This is a genomic window from uncultured Sneathiella sp. (genome assembly GCF_963973085.1).
Taxonomy (GTDB): domain Bacteria; phylum Pseudomonadota; class Alphaproteobacteria; order Sneathiellales; family Sneathiellaceae; genus Sneathiella.
Genome location: NZ_CAXAXA010000007.1, coordinates 139,043 through 156,122, shown reverse-complemented (window position 1 = coordinate 156,122; position 17,080 = coordinate 139,043). Strand labels below are relative to the sequence as shown.

Sequence of the window (17,080 nt, the reverse complement as noted above, 5' to 3'; positions counted from 1 at the left end):
ATGTATCAATATTCAGAGCAGGATCACCAGCTCCTGCTAGAGCGGGTTGCCCAGTTTCGCGGACAGGTCGAGCGTCGGTTGAAGGGCGAGCTTTCGGAAGATGAGTTCAAGCACCAGCGCCTTCGCAATGGCCTGTATTTACAGCTGCATGCCTACATGCTGCGGGTTGCCATACCCTATGGCCTCCTGTCATCGGACCAGATGCGTACGCTCGCCCATATCGCCCGTAAATACGACAAGGGTTATGGCCATTTCAGCACCCGGCAGAATATTCAGTACAACTGGCCAAAGCTCGAAGATGTGCCGGATATTCTGGACGACCTGGCGAAAGCGGAAATGCACGCCATCCAGACAAGCGGAAACTGCATTCGCAACACCACATCCGATCCGCTTGCCGGCGTCGCCCGCGATGAGGTTGAGGATCCCCGCCCCTATTGCGAATTGATTCGTCAGTGGTCTACGTTTCATCCCGAATTCAATTTTCTCCCGCGCAAGTTCAAGATTGCGGTCAGCGGCGCAATCCATGACCGAGCGGCAGTCGCCGTGCATGACATTGGCCTGCGACTTATCAAGAATGACGACGGAGAGACCGGGCTTGAGGTGTTTGTCGGCGGGGGCCTTGGCCGAACGCCGATGATCGGCAAGGTCATTCGCCCCTTCCTTCCGAAACAGGATATGCTGACATATCTTGAAGCCATCTTGCGGGTCTATAACCAGCTTGGCCGTCGCGACAACCTCTACAAAGCCCGAATCAAGATACTGGTTCATGAAACCGGAGAAGAGAAATTCCGGGAACTCGTCGAGGCTGAGTGGGAGAAAATCAAAGCAAGCGGTCTTTACATCCGAGATGAGGACTTAGCCTGGATAAAAGGCTTCTTCAATGACCCTGATTACGAAGACCTTCCAGATAGTAACGGAGAGTATGAGAATCTCCTGCTCAGTGACACGACATTTGCCCGATGGGTCGACAAGAATATCGAACTGCATAAACAGCCGGGTTACCGGATTGTCTATCTGTCTTTGAAGACAGCCCATCAACCTCCCGGTGATGTCACAGCCGACCAGATGGACGCAATTGCCGATCTGGCGGACAAGTATAGTCTGGGGCAGATTCGGACGACACACCGGCAGAATCTGGTGCTATCCGATGTAAAGGTGAAAGATTTGCCTGCTCTGTGGGAAGAACTGGTGGCGCTTGATCTCGCGACACCGAACTATAACCATGTAACAGATATTATTTCCTGCCCGGGGCTAGACTATTGTGCTCTCGCAACAGCACGATCAATTCCGATTTCACAAGCCATTACGGAACGTTTTGATGACTATGATTTCGTCAACGATCTTGGAGATGTCAGCATCAATATCTCGGGCTGCATAAATGCCTGCGGACATCATCATGTCGCCAATATCGGAATTCTTGGTGTCAACAAAAAGGGAGCGGAAGTTTATCAGCTGACGCTGGGCGGCAGCGCCCGTGAAGACGCGGCGATTGGCAAGATTATCGGTCCCGCCTTTGAGGCAGATGAAATCGTTGATGCCGTCGGCAAGGTACTCTCCGTCTATTTGGAGCACCGTGAAGATCCGGAGGAAACCTTCCTGATGACCTATCGCCGGGTCGGGCAGCCCTTGTTCAAAGAGCGGCTCTATGGATAACTACATCAAGGATCGCAAAGCGGACAATGATGAATGGATGCCGTTCACGGGGCTGGAGGAGAGCAGCTCTCTTCCCACGGGCGATATATATGTTCCGCTTGAAGAATGGCTAAAATCCCGCGAATCGCTGCTTGAGCGTAATGGGCGGCTGGGTGTTTCATTGCGCAATACCGATGACCCGGCACTTATCCAGGATGACCTGGAGCGGCTCGATCTTATTGTGCTGGAGTTTCCAAAAATGGCGGATGGCAGAGCCTTTAGTCAGGCACGGCTCCTGAGGGAGCGCTACGGCTTTAAAGGGGAAATTCGAGCCACTGGCGATGTTCTTTATGACCAACTATTCTATATGCAACGATGTGGCATTAACGGGTTCGAACTCCGAGATGACCAGGATGTCCCAAGTTCGCTAAAAGCCTTTGACGAGATGACGGTAACCTATCAACCCGCCAGTGACGAGGAGTTTCCGATCTGGCGGCGTGAGGATTAGGTGGCCCGGAATAAGAGAGCCGCGCAATGCGGCTCCTTTTGAAAGCACCTGGTTCTCGCTCCCCCGGCAGCCAGGTGCTTTTTCATTCCAGATCCTTCTCTATTCCCGGCCAGTTGCCGTCAGCCTGCTTTATATTACCCGGGATATCTTCCTCCCACGTGCTCTGAACTCCTTTTGAGTAATTCAGATAAAGCTTGTCGTCCACTATTGACCATGCTTCGGGAACTGTTGACGCCGTATAGCCCTGACTAACCGCCCAGGCGCAATAGCCACCATATTGCGGTGCGTATTTCTCGGGATCAGCCTCGAACATCTTCTTATGCTCTTCATTGGCAAAATGCCACTCGGTCCCCATCCACTCGACACTGTAGTCACTGTTGCCCTCAACCGGTTTTCCTTCGGTGAAATAGGCAACAACGTCATATCCTTCGACAGCCGTTCCAAACAGAGTGCTGTAATAGCGTTTTTCCGCTGCTGCGGTCTGTGCCATCGCGACAGAAATGATCGCAATAAAAAGTGCAATTGCGACGCCTTGAAGATTAATCCAACGGTTCATCATCATGAATACCTCACATGCGGGGTTGAAAACCATGTCTTTGCAATGAGAAGAAGATAATGAAATCGGCATCAACGGCCAGCCACATTTAATAACAATGGCGTGAACGCTATCGCCGTATTGGACGCCCACCGACATAGAGGAGCGCAAACAGGAATCCCGCCACAAATCCGGCGAGATGCGCGACCCAGGCAATATCCGCCCCCGGCCCGACCAGTAACGTACCAAGCGGCGTTGCACCAATGATAATATTGAGTCCCAGCAAGACGGCAATCATAGTCAGTACACCGCGCACGCCATATCGCGGTACAAGAATAATGGTCGTCGCCCCCATCGCTCCAAACACAGCCCCCGATGCTCCGTAAAGCGTAACGTCTATATTCGGGACCGCAATAAAGTACTCGGCCACTGCGCTGAGCCAGCCAGAAGCAAAATAAAGGATTAGATACCGCACAGCACCAAATCGCCGTTCCACCATAGAACCGAACGCCAGCAGCATTCCGGCATTCAAAATCATATGGCTCCAATCATGGTGGAGAAACATATGGCTGTTCAGGGTTATGAATATATGCGCAAGGCCAGCCAGCGTAGGTTGTTCCAGAATGGCGGATATCACAGCCGGACGAAAAGAAAAATTCTTATAAACCCAATCAAATGTCTCGGGCGTAGTAACGGTCAGCAAAAGGTGAACAATGAAGATGGCCGAAACCAGGTAAACCGTCACAGGCGGCACATTGAAGACCGGTTCCCGGTTTTGTTGTTCGTCTGTCACGCCGCCCCATTCCGATTGATTTTAGGAAGTGGCCGGACCATAAGTGTATTTCCCCCCTTTTTCAAGAGCCCTCAAATAGGCCGGGCGTTGCTGAATCTGAGCGACATAATTGGAAAGGGCCGGATAGTCATCAAGTATTCCGCGCGCGCGCGCCGCCTCCAAGGGAAAAGACATCATGATATCTGCACCGGTAAGATTGGCGCCAACAAAAAACTCGCGATCTGTCATTTCACAGTTCATAAAAGAAAAATGATTTGCTGTCTCGTCATCGATGCGTGGCATCAACGGCGCGGCCGCGTCACCAAGTCGTGCGGTATATAACCGAAGCAGTAAGGGGAGCATTGCCGAACCTTCCGCATAATGCAGCCATTCCACATATTTTTCGTATTCCTTCGTCCCTGTTTTCGGCGTGAATTTACCACTTCCGTAAGTGCGGATGAGATAGTCAGTAATAGCCCCGGATTCATGAATGGAAATGTCTCCATCCATGATAACCGGTGATTTTCCGAGAGGATGGATATTCTTCAATTCCGAAGGTGCCAAGCGAGTTGTCGCATCCCTTTGATAATTCACCACCTCATAGTCGATGTCGAGTTCCTCCAACAGCCATAATATCCGTTGAGAGCGGGAGTCATTGAGATGGTGAACAGTTATCATTTGCGGGTACTTTCTCAGAAAAGAATTTATATTGAGTGGGAAACTAGGTTATCCCTCATTCAATGCCAGAATTTTGGCGATTTCGCTGTCATCATATCCGAGCCCGCGCAACACCTCTTCCGTATGCTGGCCAACCTTCCCAGGAGGCGCTGCAACATTCATCGGACTGTCTTCATTCGCGATAAAGGGAGCCCCTACCAGGCGCAGCGCCTCATCGAAACCATGAACATTCTCAGCTTTCACTAAAATACCACGATGTTCAAGTTGCGGATCCGAGGTCGCTTCGCCAAGGGTCCGCACTGCCTGTACAACGACACCCGCCTTGTTCATGATGTCAATCCACTCGGTGGTAGCTTTGGTTCTCATCGCCTCCCCCACCAGTTCCAGGCCAGCCTTAAGATTTGCCTGCCGTGCTTCAAAAGTTGCGAAACGCGGATCATCCAGCATATGGCCAAGACCTGCTGCCTTTAGCATGGCGATATTCTGATCGGGTGTAATTGTAGCGATCAGAACAATTCCGTCGCTCGTCTCGAAAACACCGGCTGTCGGTTGCCGTGTTGGCGATTCATTACCGATCAGCGGCGGAATATTTCCGCGAACCATAAAATCTGCCATCTGTGCGGCAGCAATCATGAGGGCGCTATCATACATCGCGACGTCAACATACTGGCCCTTACCAGTCTTTTCCCGCCGATACAGGGCGGATGAAATGGCAAATGCGGCATTGGCCCCAGTGAACATATCAATCACCATGATACCGATACGCGTCGGCCCTGACTCTTCGTGGCCGTTCAGGGTAAACAATCCCGATGCTGCCTGAATAGCGGAATCATAGGCTTTGTCGCCACTCCTCGGCCCGACCTGCCCATAGCCACTGATTGAGCAATAAACAAGGTCCGGTTTTCTCTTTTTCAGGGTCTCGTAATCAATACCAAGTTTTTTGGCAACTCCGGGGCGGAAGTTTTCAACCACAACATCCGCATCGTCAATCAGCTTATAAACGATTTCACGGCCTTTTTCGGACTTAAGATCTATAGCCAGACTTTTCTTACCAAGATTTACCGTTAAAAACGCGGGGGAAAGCCGTTTGGCCACCATTTCAGCATCTGTGAGGGTCGTGCGAAGCTGGTCCCCCTTGATCGGCGCCTCGATTTTTACGACATCCGCACCGAGAAGGGAAAACATCTGGGTGCTGATAGGGCCAGCCAGAACCTGCGTGAAATCAACGACCTTCAATCCTTCATAAGCTCTCATTTCGAAACTTCCTTTGGAACGATCAGTGCATCCACGGCTACCGCACCGTCCGGCAGGACAATGAACGGATTGACATCAATCGTCTCGATGGTATCGGCATTTGCATCTGCGAAGACAGACAGTTTCGAGAGTGCTTCGGCAAGTGCCTTTATGTCTGACGGCGGAGCACCACGAACGCCATCAAGCATCGCACGCCCTTGAATCTCCTCAATCATCCGGTAGGCCTCATCCACACCAAAGGGTGCGAGACGGAACGTGACGTCTTTCAGCACCTCGACAAAAACACCGCCCAGGCCAAACATGACCGCCGGGCCGAAGACCGGGTCGCAGACAACCCCCATAACGGTTTCCACCCCGCCTGAAACCATTTCCGCAACGATTACACCGTCAATCCTCGCATCCGGTTTCGCCTTGCGGGCGCGTTCAATGAGGGTGGCGTAACCCTCCGCCACCTCTTGCTCCGAATTCAGCTTTAGCAGAACGCCGCCTATTTCCGTCTTATGGAGGATATCCGGCGAGGCGATTTTCATGACGACCGCGCCGCCAATATCCCGCCAGACCTTAACCGCCTCACCCGCCGACTGGACCAGCTCTTCACGGGTCACAGGAATACCAATGCTGGCAAGAAGCTTTTTTGCTTCATGTTCCGCGATTGGCTCCGTTGGTGCGGGAAGAGCTCCACTCGGGAGTTCGGGAGGAACATCAGGACGACCGCGCGCAAAAACCTCCCCGAAATAATTGAGCGCTGCCATCGCCCGCACGGTGAGGGACGGGTCCTCAAAACAAGGTATTTTCAGGTCTTCGAAGGGAGTGACCACATCCTTTGGACCAATCAGGCTCATCATCAAAACTTCGTCAGGATAGTCGTGACGAACATTGGTGAAAATCTGCAGACAGGCATCGCGGGTAAAAGGCGACGCCGGGACGCCCGCCAGGTAAACAATATGGCTGTCGAAATCTGCTTCCTCGATCGTCATCCGGATATTGGTTTCCATCAGCTTCGGATCGTTCAGAGCTTGTGCTGTAAAGTCCACCGGATTGTTGACACCGGCGAAAGGTATAATTTCCTTCAGCTTTTTCTGCGTCGCGGCCGGTAATGGCGTGACTTCCAGCCCATATTTGACCGACGCATCCGCCATCTGAACACCGACACCGCCTGAAATGGTCTGCAGGTCAATCTTTCGGCCTTTCGGATATTTTCCGAACTGGCAGGCATAGGCGATATCGACGAATTCTTCTGTGGTTTCCGCGCGGTACACGCCATACTGTTTGAAGAGTGCGTCATAAACGGCGTCCGCGCCCGCAAGCGAAGCCGTATGCGAGGCCGCCGCTGCGGCGCCTGCCTCGGTCTTGCCGACCTTCATGAAGATCACTGGCTTCTCGGCATCCCGCGCCTTTTCAAGAGCGCTGCATACCCGGTCTGCGTTTTTCATCCCCTCCGCATAGGCGAGAATAACCTTCACTTCCGGATTTTGGGCGTAATATTCGATAACTTCCGCTACATCGACATCGGATTCATTGCCTGTCGTCACCCAATAGTTCGCCCCAACTCCGCGCAATTGGGAAACCGCAAAGACATGCGCGCCGTAGGCACCGCTCTGGCTAACAATGCCGATTGGGCCAGGTGGCAGCAACAAGGCCCCCGGGGCGTTACTGAAGGTGCCATACCAACCCGTGCTGATATTAAAGACACCGAGGCAATTCGGACCCACAATCCGCATGCCACTTGTTCGGGCGATTTCAGAAATTTCACGCTGGGCCTCTGCACCCTCCTCGCTCTGCTCGGCGAAACCAGACGTGAACATTACCGCGCTTTTCACGCCATGGTCGGCGCAATCACGCAGCGTCTGAACTGCCACTTTTGCGGATACGGCAATAATCGCGCAATCCACGTCCTTCGGAACATCCTGAATTTTCGCGTAGGCCGGCAAATCCTGGATGGTTTCATAGTTGGGATTTACGGGGTAAATTTTACCTTTATAACCCGCCGTCTTCATGGCGTGAATGGGCCGTCCGCCGATACGTGACGGCGTATTCGACGCACCAATAACAGCTACAGATTTAGGCCGGAGCATCGGCTCAAGTGGATGGGTCATCTTATTTCCTTATTATCCCTAGTTATCAATTTATTTAGTTAAGCCCTTCGGCCAATTTTGCGGGGACCCTGACGGGCAGCGCCAGAAGCTGCTGCGCATAAGTCTTCGCAAGATTATCAAGATGCAGTGTCGACGTTCCCCCGCCTCCCAGGCAATTCATCAGCAGGAAGTTCACCGCATCCATGCCCGGCAAATCGAACCGTATGACCTCGCCCTCAACAACATGCGCAAAATAGGTCCTGACCGCTTCTTCGGTTGCGCTTTGCTTTATCCAGGGCAGATAGTCCGCTTTGCGGGCGATAACACCAACATTTGCGTTGTTTCCCTTATCCCCGCTCCGAGCTACCGCGAGCTTTATCAAAGGCACCTCGACCATCGTATCGGAAGATCCTTCGAGAGATGCATCCTGCGGTGCATGTTCCGGCTTCGGCATTGCCGAAAATCTTGCCGGAACCTTATTTTTATATTTAACCGGCTTATTGTTGATATATATTTTTGGATCAATCTGCGCTTTATCTATCTGAAAGGCGAACTGTGCGACAACCGGAGTGACCTTTGGTCGCCCCGCAGATCCGGCCGAGCAGCGCCCGGTCGTCATGGAAAGACCGACGCCTGTTGTTTCTTTGGAGAAAAGATCAATCGCCGCGCGTTCATCATGTCGCACGTCTATCTGCGTTACAATTTCCCTCGAAGCGGCAGCCGCCTCCTCTGCGTTTTGCCCCCACAGGGTCTGCGATCCGATGATGTGCACCGCTGTATCACGATAGTCGCCAAGATTACGCTCCATGAACAACCGCCGTGTTCGCTTGATCAAAGCGTCGGCAAAGGCGCGCCCTTTATCGACGGCATCGAAGCCTGTGATCACCGTTGAAGCAGTTGCGCGGAAGCCGTCTTTGTAGGTACCTGAGACTTTATAGGTAGAAGTCGGCGCCCGACCTTTCACGTTTGCCACTTCCAGCCAGTCCTTCTTCGTTTCGTTAAGGGTCACATTGGAAAAATCGCAAATCACGTCGGGCATTATATAGGCTGAAGGATCACCGATCTCGTACAGGATCTGCTCCCCGACTGTCAGGCGGGAAACGAGACCTCCGGTTCCTCCAGGTTTCGTGATCGCGAATGTTCCATCTTCGCGGCAAACCGCAATAGGGTAGCCCATATCATCCCAACCACCGACGACATCCTGCCAGTCGGTGAAATTACCCCCGGTCGCCTGAGCGCCGCATTCAAGGATATGTCCGGCCAACGACCCAGCTGCGAGCTTGTCATAATCGTCAACAGTCCAGCCGAACTCGTGGATCAATGGCCCCAGCGTCACGGCACTATCGACACATCGGCCGGTAATGACAACATCGGCACCATTGTCCAGCGCGGCGGCAATCGGAAAAGCGCCGAGATAGGCGTTCGCGCTGATCATTCCCTCTGGCATTTCTGCGCCCGAAAACATCTCCGTAATACCTTCGCTCCGCAAAGCCTCAATCTCGTCCGCCAGATTGTCGCCATCAACCGTTCCGATCTTGAGATCGATCCCCGCGTCATTGGCCACCTTCGCCAGCGCAGCGGCACAGGCCGCCACATTGACCCCGCCAGCATTGGCGACAACCTTGATGCCACGTGATTTTATCTCATGCAGAAGTGGCTTCATCGCCAGATCAACGAAATCCCGAGCATATCCCTGATCCGGTGATTTCTCTTTCGCGCGCACCAGGATGGACATCGTCACTTCCGCGAGATAATCGAATACGAGATAGTCAAGGTCCCCTTTCATCACTAGCTGCCTGGGTGCTTCCTGAGAGTCGCCCCAATAACCCGAAGCGCCGCCGATACGGATGCATTTTGCCTTCGTCATGACAATCACCCCTTCACATCATCACCGGCAACTTGCCAGTCAGGTTTCCGTTTTTCCGCAAAGGCCGATTGCCCTTCCTTGCCTTCCACGCCGCGATTGAGCTCAGAGAATTTCTCGGCAGAAAAGCGGATCATGTCTTCCTCAGGCAGTGATCCCACCTTCAACATGATTGCCTTGGTCGCCGCATTTGCCATCGGCCCGCACTTCAACACTCGCGTAACCACATCTTCCAGCGTTTTATCAATCTCTTCGTCTGCCGAGAGATATTGCGCGATACCATATTCAAAAGCCTTCGTCCCATCGAAACGTTCTGCGGTCAGGGCCAGCTGGCGCGCGCGCGTCAGACCGATCCGCTTAACCACATAAGGGGCAATCTGGGCTGGCGCGACCCCCAGCGTTGTTTCCGGCATTCCCATACGCGCGCCTGCGGCAACAATTGTAATATCCGCGAGACAAGCATAACCCATGCCGCCGCCAAATGCCGACCCCTCGACAACCGCAATCGTTGTTTGCGGAAGGTTTTCAAATTTCAGAAAGGCTAGTCCCGCCGACTGGTTGCGTTCCATAATCGGATCACTGTCTGCCGTGACAATATCCTCCGCCATATCGCGCCGTTCCTTGATATCGCCGCCCGCACAGAAATGGCCGCCAGCCCCGCGCAGCACAACAACCCTGACATCCAGTGTTTTTTCAAGCCAGTCGACAACGGACGCGAACTCCGCGCCCATCTGGCTATTGATCGCATTCCTCTGATCGGGACGATTAAACGTCAAGTTAAGGCGCGAACCTACAACTTCGAGCTTCAAAAACTCACAATCCGGTAGTTTATGCATCTTCTTTTTCTTTCTTATTTTTGCATCGCCTGCGCAAATTTACTCGGTCAGGTATCTCCTAAGCATATCCTTAAACTGGTCGATGTGCAGTGAAACCTTTTCCTGATCTCCCGAAATCATTTTCGTCAACGCCAGACCGCGCAACGTTATCATCAGCATTCGGCGCCATGATTGGATTTCTTCCCTGTTTCGCCCACTATCGGCAAAAACGGCCTGCCAGACAATAGCTCTTTTTTCCTCTAGCTCCGCCAGTGTGCTTGTTATCGCTGATTCAAACTCCGGATCCTGCCGACCGCGCATCGCGATTTCGATAAACGCAGCATAGTTGACCCCGCCAAAACCTTGCCAATAGTTATCGACGATATGATCAATTCGCTCATCAAGCGGTAGGCGCATCAAGGCCTCCGCATCCAAATGGCGGCTGAGCCTTTCTGCAATTTCAAATATACTCGCGACCAGAAGTGATTTAGGGTTTTCAAAATGGTACTGAATTGCGCCGCGCGTCAAGCTGGCCTCCCGCGCCACCTCCTCCATGGTGAGTTGCCCCGCACCTTTTTCATGGAGGAGCTTGATTGTCGCCTCCACGAGACGCCCGCGTGTTTCCGCCCGGCGTTCTTCCTGGCTACGGCGATTATCCCCCTTGATTAAATTTACTTCGGTCAAAAAAATCTCCCGACACACTCACAAATGAATAACAATAGTGGCCGTGTGAATTACCATTTGTAACATTCATGCATGAATGTTAGTTTCATAGCATAAAAAATACAATCCCTACAGGGGTCAGCTGAATAAATTAATATTCTGCAGAATAAGAAGGTGGCAGAGCTATGCAATTCACCCAAGAGCACCGGGAGCTTACCGAAAGTCTTAAAAAATTCATTGAGGCGGAAATCAATCCTCATGTCGATGAATGGGAAGAAGCAGAACAATTTCCTGCCCATGAACTCTTCAAGAAAATGGGAAACATGGGATTCTTGGGGATCAGCAAACCCGTTGAATTTGGCGGGAGCGGCCTGGACTATTCATATGAAGCCGTTTCCTCGGAAGCATTGGGATATATCGCCTGTGGTGGCATTGCCATGGCCATTGGCGTCCAAACCAACATGGCGACACCTGCGCTCGCTCGTTTCGGTTCAGACGAGCTACGCCGGAATTATCTCGCGCCCGCCATTGCCGGGGAAATGGTTGGCTGTGTTGGTGTAACCGAGGCAGCCGCCGGGTCTGATGTTGCCAGCCTGAAGACGACGGCGAGGAAAGAGGGTGATGATTATGTGATCAACGGATCGAAAATGTATATCACCAACGGCCTTCAGGCCGACTGGATTTGCCTCCTTGCCAATACGGGGGACGGACCGATCCACAAGAATAAGTCTCTGATTATTGTCCCGATGGACAGCCCTGGCATTACCAAACATAAAATCCGTAAAATCGGTATGATGTCTTCAGATACGGCGCAGCTATTCTTTGATGATGTCCGCGTTCCCCAAAGAAATTGTATCGGCGAGGAAGGCCGGGGATTTATCTACCAGATGCAGCAATTCCAGGAAGAGCGCCTTTTCGCTGCGGCACGCGGCCCCCGCGTCATGGAAGAGGCGATCAACGAGACAATTGAATACACCCGCGAGAGAAAAGCGTTCGGTAAGTCCATCCTTGACAATCAGGTCGTCAATTACCGCCTGGCCGAACTGCAAACAGAAGTCGAGGCACTCCGGGCGCTGACATATTATGCCGTCGAACGATACGTCAGCGGAGAGGACGTAACCAAGCTCGCGTCAATGGCCAAGTTGAAGGTCGGCCGCCTCCAACGAGAAGTCATGGATAGCTGCCTGCAATATTGGGGCGGACAAGGATATATGTGGGAATCCTCCATATCCCGAAAGTTCCGGGATTTTAGGCTGACTTCAATTGGTGGCGGCGCCGACGAAATCATGCTGAAAGTCATTACAAAACTAATGGGCATTTCGCCGGATTAGGCTAGCCGCAAGGTTGAATACAGCGCAAATACCTAAACTGCAGCGGCAAGATAACTCGCCTGATTGATAGCGCGTTTTGCGTCCAGCTCCATGGCCTCATAAGCGCCGCCAACCAGTTCCGCATCGACCCCCTTTTCAATCAGTTCGTCATAAAGGGTTCGCAAAGGCAGCTGCCCTGCGCAAACGATGATGGTGTCCACATCCAGAATTTCATATTTGTCACTGATCCGGAGATGCAAGCCGTCGTCATCGACTTTCAGATATTCAACCCCGTTGATCATCTTGACACCACGTCGCGCAAGAGAAATGCGATGGGTCCAGCCGGTTGTTTTTCCAAGACCCCGGCCGACTGGAGAGGTTTTCCGCTGCAATAACGTCACGTCCCGGTCCGCTTTCGCCACAACCGGTTCAACGCCCGTGACACCGCCGCGCGGATGGTTATCAAAGTCAATTCCCCACTCCCGAGCAAATATATCAACATCAAGAGCGGCAGATTTACCGGCATGCATAATATTCTCTGCAACATCGAAACCAATCCCGCCCGCCCCCATGATGGCCACCTTCTTGCCGACAGGCTTCGCTCCGGTGATAACATCGATATAGCTGACGACCTTGGGATGAGTAATACCCTCAACGTCCGGGACGCGCGGTGAAATACCAGTGGCGACAACAACCTTGTCATAACCCGCGCGCTCCAGCATATCCGCCGAGACTTTCGTATTGAGATGCAGCTCTATACCCCGCTTTTCGATCATCCTGTTGAAATAGCGGATGGTCTCATAAAATTCTTCCTTGCCGGGGATGCGTTTCGCGAGGTTGAACTGACCGCCGATCTCCGCCGCCGCATCATACATTGTAACGCTGTGGCCGCGCTTTGCCGCGACTTCCGCATAAGCCAGCCCCGCCGGTCCTGCGCCGATAACGGCAATCTTCTTCGGCGCTTCTGTCGGATCGTAGTTGAGCAACGTTTCATGGCACGCGCGCGGATTGACGAGGCAACTGACTTCCATTGCATTGAATGTATGATCCAGGCAGGCCTGGTTACAGGCGATGCAGGTGTTGATTTCATCTTCCCGGCCGTCAAAGGCCTTGTTAACAAGTTCCGCATCCGCCAGCATAGGCCGCGCCATTGAGACAATATCTGCATCCCCCCGCCGCAAGACCTCCTCCGCGACATCCGGCATATTGATGCGGTTGCTTGTTATCATCGGGATGTTCAATTCCTTGCGGAGCCGACCTGTTACGCCGGTGAAGGCCGCGCGTGGCACCATGGTGGCAATTGTCGGAACTGCAGCTTCATGCCAGGTGAAATGGGTGCTGATAATATTGACGCCGACTGCCTCTATTTTCTTGGCAAGTTCGATAATCTCATCGCGTGACATGCCGCCTTGTAGCATGTCCATCGCCGCAATCCGGAATATCAGGATAAAATTCGGACCGACAGCTTCCCGAATACGACGCATGACCTCAATCGGGAACCGCATCCGGTTTTCGTAGGAGCCGCCCCATTTATCGGTCCGCTGGTTCGTCTTCTCGACAAGAAAGGTGCTGAGCAGATACCCGGCAGAGCCAATCATCTCGACACCGTCATAGCCAGCTTTCTGCGCGCAAACGGCACAATTCACCATATCCTCAATCTGCTTCTCGATCCCGGCCTCGTCCAGCTCCCGCGGGGTTTTTCTGGCAATACGCGACCGGATGGCCGATGGCGCAACGGGACTGTCATTGCGGGCAAGCGGTCCCATATGAAGGATCTGCATGCATATTTTCGTCTCCGGGTCCGCCTCATGCACCGCCACTGTCACCAGCCGATGCTGTCCCACTTCCTCCGCATTGGAAAGTTTCGCACCCATCCCGCCTTCCGCATTCGGTGCGATGCCTCCAGTAATGATCATCCCAACGCCGCCACGGGCACGTTCCGCAAAATAGGCCGCCATACGCTCAAAACCATTTTCGATTTCTTCAAGCCCTGTGTGCATTGATCCCATAAGGGCGCGGTTCTTGATTTTTGTAAAACCAAGGTCAAGCGGGGAGAAAAGGATCGGATATTTCTTATGTTCGGCCATACCAACTTCCTCTAATCGCGTTGTCCACTCAAGCGTGACGGGTTCCAGGCGCAGGTGGATTTCGGGCAGGGCCTGCGAAACACTGGGCGACTGACATCCAGCGCGTTGCGATATCTCCCTCAACCCTTAAATTCGTATCGGCGATGTTGCGTGTCTGGGTCACCACCTGACAAAAATCGGCAGCGTCCCCTTCTATAATATCTTCTGAATTTTCCGCATTCCATTCCCAGATGTCCCCCGATGGCGCCATAAGCCGAACATGAGGGATCGTCTCAGGTATCGGTTCCTCACGGTTTTTAAAGGTCCAGCCGAAGGTATTCATTCCCATGACAGCAATGCTTTTAATATTGTCCCGCTCAACACGCTCAACGCCCAGCAAATCATATATTTCCTGCGCGTGGGACCATGTTTCCATCAATCGCGCAGAAATACTGGATCGAGCGCTCATGCTGGGGCCAACCCACTGAAGGCGTTGTTTCGGATCGGCTTCATAGAACCGATCCGCCATTGCCATATAATATTCCCGCCAGGCGTCCCGAAGCTTGATCCCCTTGAGCCCTTCCAGCATTTCATCCGTCGCAACCACCAACGAACCAGATTTTTCCTGAATGCCTTTCAGCTTCCCATAAACCCTTTTAAACTCCTCTTCATCCGACAGGGTCAGATCCGCCACGTAGTTAAAGAAATGCAGATGTTGCATGACATCATTCACGGTCCAGTCCCGGAACAGGGTCGTTCGGGTATAATCGTCTTCGCCGAGGGGAGCGATGAGTTCATAAAGCGCTTCACTTACATCTCTGAAATCATAGGCTTCTTTTAACATGAGCTCTCTTTCCTAATTTAATGGCTTTATTCACTTGCCTCTGCGGTTTTAATCTCGAACAATAAATCACCGACGGACACCTGAGTTGCCGCGACCGCGACGACCTCTTCCACAATCCCGGTAACTTCCGCCAGGATGTCATGCTGCATTTTCATTGCCTCCAATACGGCAAGGCGCGTTCCAACCTCAACTGTATCACCGGGTTTGACAAATACCTCCAGCAACGTGCCATGCATGGGTGCGGTCACATGGCCACTACCTGCGGCTCCCGCCGCGGACAACGGGAAAGCAATGGTATTGACAAAACGAAGGGTCCGGCCATCGTCGGTCAGCTCCACCACTCCGACCGCCAGTGTATTATAATGAAGCCGCTTGCGCTTGCCATCCACGGTCAGTTGTGCGCGATTTTTGCTGCGGCCCATGACCTCAACCTTCAGCGCCTTGTCATCAACCATAACCTCATAGCTACCGTCGCGAAGCGGTGAAACGGTTACATCCTTCTCAACGTCGCCCGATGCGAACACATAGCGTGTCAGAAGAAGACCGCCGCTTGACCAGTCCATCAGTTGATCATTTGCATAAATCGCTGCGGCTCTGGCCCGATCCCGCTCGACCTGGTAAAGCAAGACAGCCGCCATCGCCATCTCGGCAGTATCCGGTGATTTCGCCGCCAAACGCTCATCATCAAACAATTCGCCTATGAAAGCAGTCGTTGCCTCCCCTTTTGCGAATTTCTCTTCGGCCAGAATATCGATCAGGAACCCCCGGTTTGTAGTCAGGCCGAAAATTACACTGCCCTTAAGTGCCTCGATCAGGCGGTAGCGTGCCGCCTCCCGGCTATCGCCATAGGAAATCACCTTGGCAATCATCGGATCATAAAACGGAGAGATTTCCTGTCCGGCGTCAATCCCGCTATCGAACCGGATCCCGTCGCCGGTCGCGGGCTCCCACGCGTCAATCCGTCCCGTGCAGGGCAGAAAATCCTGCGTCGTATCTTCGGCATAAAGGCGCACCTCTATGGCGTGACCATTAAGAGTGATGTCGGATTGGTCAAGACCGAGCGGGGCTCCCTCCGCCACCTGTATCTGCAACGATACCAGATCAAGCCCAGTCACTAGCTCCGTCACAGGATGCTCAACCTGAAGGCGGGTATTCATCTCCAGAAAATAGAAACTCCCGGACGCATCAAGGAGGAACTCGACAGTACCGGCGCCACGATAATTAATACTGCGCGCAGCTTCTACCGCAGCCCTTCCCATTTTCTCTCGGAGATCAGGTGTCATCACCGGACAGGGGGCTTCCTCAACTACCTTTTGGTGTCGTCGTTGCACAGAACAATCCCGCTCTCCCAGATGGATGACATTTCCATGAGTATCGGCGAACACCTGAACCTCTACATGCCGTGGTTCGATGATCGCCTTCTCCAGGATCAACTCATCCGATCCAAAAGCGTTAAGGGCTTCAGATCTCGCCGAATTCAGCGCTGATACAAGGTTTTTCTCTTCATGAACAAGGCGCATACCGCGACCGCCGCCCCCCGCAGCTGCTTTCACCATGATCGGAAAGCCGATCTCCGAGGCGGCCTTTATCAGAACATCATCAGACTGATCCGCATCCTCATAACCCGGAACGCATGGCACTTCTGCGGCGATCATCCGCCTTTTCGCTGCCGCCTTGTTTCCCATCAGGTCGATGGCCTCGGGGGTCGGACCGATAAAGACGATCCCAGCAGCTTCACAGGCGCGCGCAAATTCCGCATTTTCGGAAAGGAAACCATAGCCCGGATGAATTGCCTCCGCACCGGTCTCTTTTGCGGCGGCCAAAATCTTGGCGCTATCCAAATAGGACTGCTGCACCGGGGCCGGGCCGATCAATACCGCTTCATCCGCCGTGCGAACATGGAGGGCGCCTGCGTCCGCCTCGGAATAGACTGCTATCGTCCGATAGCCGAGACTCTTGGCTGTTCTCATGACCCGAACGGCAATTTCGCCCCGATTGGCAACTAAAATGCTGTTAAATTTTCTCATGACAACCGGGCCCATCTGTTTTCATTTTTCTTAATTT

General features: G+C 52.9%; 14 protein-coding genes. 3 read left to right on the top strand and 11 right to left on the bottom strand.

The genetic code is table 11. The features are described 5' to 3' along the window. Entirely contained in the window at window positions 1-1,653 is a 1,653-nt protein-coding gene (locus AACZ19_RS16235; RefSeq protein WP_339635543.1) for a nitrite/sulfite reductase, read from the top strand. Further along, on the top strand, window positions 1,646-2,140 hold the full coding sequence (locus AACZ19_RS16230) for a DUF934 domain-containing protein (RefSeq protein WP_339635542.1): 495 nt from the start codon (window positions 1,646-1,648) through the stop codon (window positions 2,138-2,140). Before AACZ19_RS16235 ends, AACZ19_RS16230 begins: the two co-directional genes overlap by 8 nt. A gap of 82 nt (window positions 2,141-2,222) precedes the next feature. Here the strand turns inward: AACZ19_RS16230 and AACZ19_RS16225 are convergent, their stop codons facing one another. The 8 genes from AACZ19_RS16225 to AACZ19_RS16190 form a co-directional block, all read right to left on the bottom strand. Further along, window positions 2,223-2,702 (bottom strand): YHS domain-containing (seleno)protein, encoded by a 480-nt coding sequence (locus AACZ19_RS16225; RefSeq protein WP_339635540.1) that lies wholly within the window; start codon window positions 2,700-2,702, stop codon window positions 2,223-2,225. Window positions 2,703-2,805: 103 nt separating this feature from the next. Further along, entirely contained in the window at window positions 2,806-3,468 is a 663-nt protein-coding gene (locus AACZ19_RS16220) for a rhomboid family intramembrane serine protease (protein ID WP_339635539.1), read from the bottom strand. Between the two features lie 21 nt (window positions 3,469-3,489). Further along, on the bottom strand, window positions 3,490-4,125 hold the full coding sequence (locus AACZ19_RS16215; RefSeq protein WP_339635538.1) for a glutathione S-transferase: 636 nt from the start codon (window positions 4,123-4,125) through the stop codon (window positions 3,490-3,492). A 48-nt stretch (window positions 4,126-4,173) separates the two neighbouring features. Then, window positions 4,174-5,379, bottom strand: coding sequence for a CoA transferase (locus AACZ19_RS16210; protein WP_339635537.1), 1,206 nt, complete (start codon window positions 5,377-5,379; stop codon window positions 4,174-4,176). Beyond that, window positions 5,376-7,475 (bottom strand): acetate--CoA ligase family protein, encoded by a 2,100-nt coding sequence (locus tag AACZ19_RS16205; protein ID WP_339635536.1) that lies wholly within the window; start codon window positions 7,473-7,475, stop codon window positions 5,376-5,378. The genes AACZ19_RS16210 and AACZ19_RS16205 overlap by 4 nt, the downstream gene beginning before the upstream one ends. Before the next feature lie 34 nt (window positions 7,476-7,509). Next, window positions 7,510-9,321, bottom strand: coding sequence for an acyclic terpene utilization AtuA family protein (locus tag AACZ19_RS16200; protein ID WP_339635535.1), 1,812 nt, complete (start codon window positions 9,319-9,321; stop codon window positions 7,510-7,512). Between the two features lie 5 nt (window positions 9,322-9,326). Then, window positions 9,327-10,154: an enoyl-CoA hydratase-related protein gene (locus AACZ19_RS16195; RefSeq protein WP_339635533.1), complete on the bottom strand. Its 828-nt coding sequence runs from the start codon at window positions 10,152-10,154 to the stop codon at window positions 9,327-9,329. A gap of 39 nt (window positions 10,155-10,193) precedes the next feature. After that, window positions 10,194-10,817 carry a TetR/AcrR family transcriptional regulator gene (locus tag AACZ19_RS16190; RefSeq protein WP_339635531.1) on the bottom strand — a complete coding sequence of 208 codons (624 nt, stop codon included), beginning with the start codon at window positions 10,815-10,817 and terminating at the stop codon, window positions 10,194-10,196. Window positions 10,818-10,981: 164 nt separating this feature from the next. Here AACZ19_RS16190 and AACZ19_RS16185 point away from each other — a divergent pair, with 164 nt between their 5' ends. After that, window positions 10,982-12,127 (top strand): acyl-CoA dehydrogenase family protein, encoded by a 1,146-nt coding sequence (locus AACZ19_RS16185; protein ID WP_339635529.1) that lies wholly within the window; start codon window positions 10,982-10,984, stop codon window positions 12,125-12,127. A gap of 32 nt (window positions 12,128-12,159) precedes the next feature. Here the strand turns inward: AACZ19_RS16185 and AACZ19_RS16180 are convergent, their stop codons facing one another. From AACZ19_RS16180 to AACZ19_RS16170, 3 genes are read right to left on the bottom strand one after another with little or no spacing between them, the layout of a single operon-like run. Continuing rightward, window positions 12,160-14,193 carry an NADPH-dependent 2,4-dienoyl-CoA reductase gene (locus tag AACZ19_RS16180; RefSeq protein WP_339635527.1) on the bottom strand — a complete coding sequence of 678 codons (2,034 nt, stop codon included), beginning with the start codon at window positions 14,191-14,193 and terminating at the stop codon, window positions 12,160-12,162. Window positions 14,194-14,221: 28 nt separating this feature from the next. Then, on the bottom strand, window positions 14,222-15,016 hold the full coding sequence (locus AACZ19_RS16175; RefSeq protein WP_339635526.1) for a TIGR03084 family metal-binding protein: 795 nt from the start codon (window positions 15,014-15,016) through the stop codon (window positions 14,222-14,224). A gap of 26 nt (window positions 15,017-15,042) precedes the next feature. After that, window positions 15,043-17,043 (bottom strand): acetyl-CoA carboxylase biotin carboxylase subunit, encoded by a 2,001-nt coding sequence (locus tag AACZ19_RS16170; RefSeq protein WP_339635525.1) that lies wholly within the window; start codon window positions 17,041-17,043, stop codon window positions 15,043-15,045. Between the last annotated feature and the right edge of the window lie 37 nt (window positions 17,044-17,080).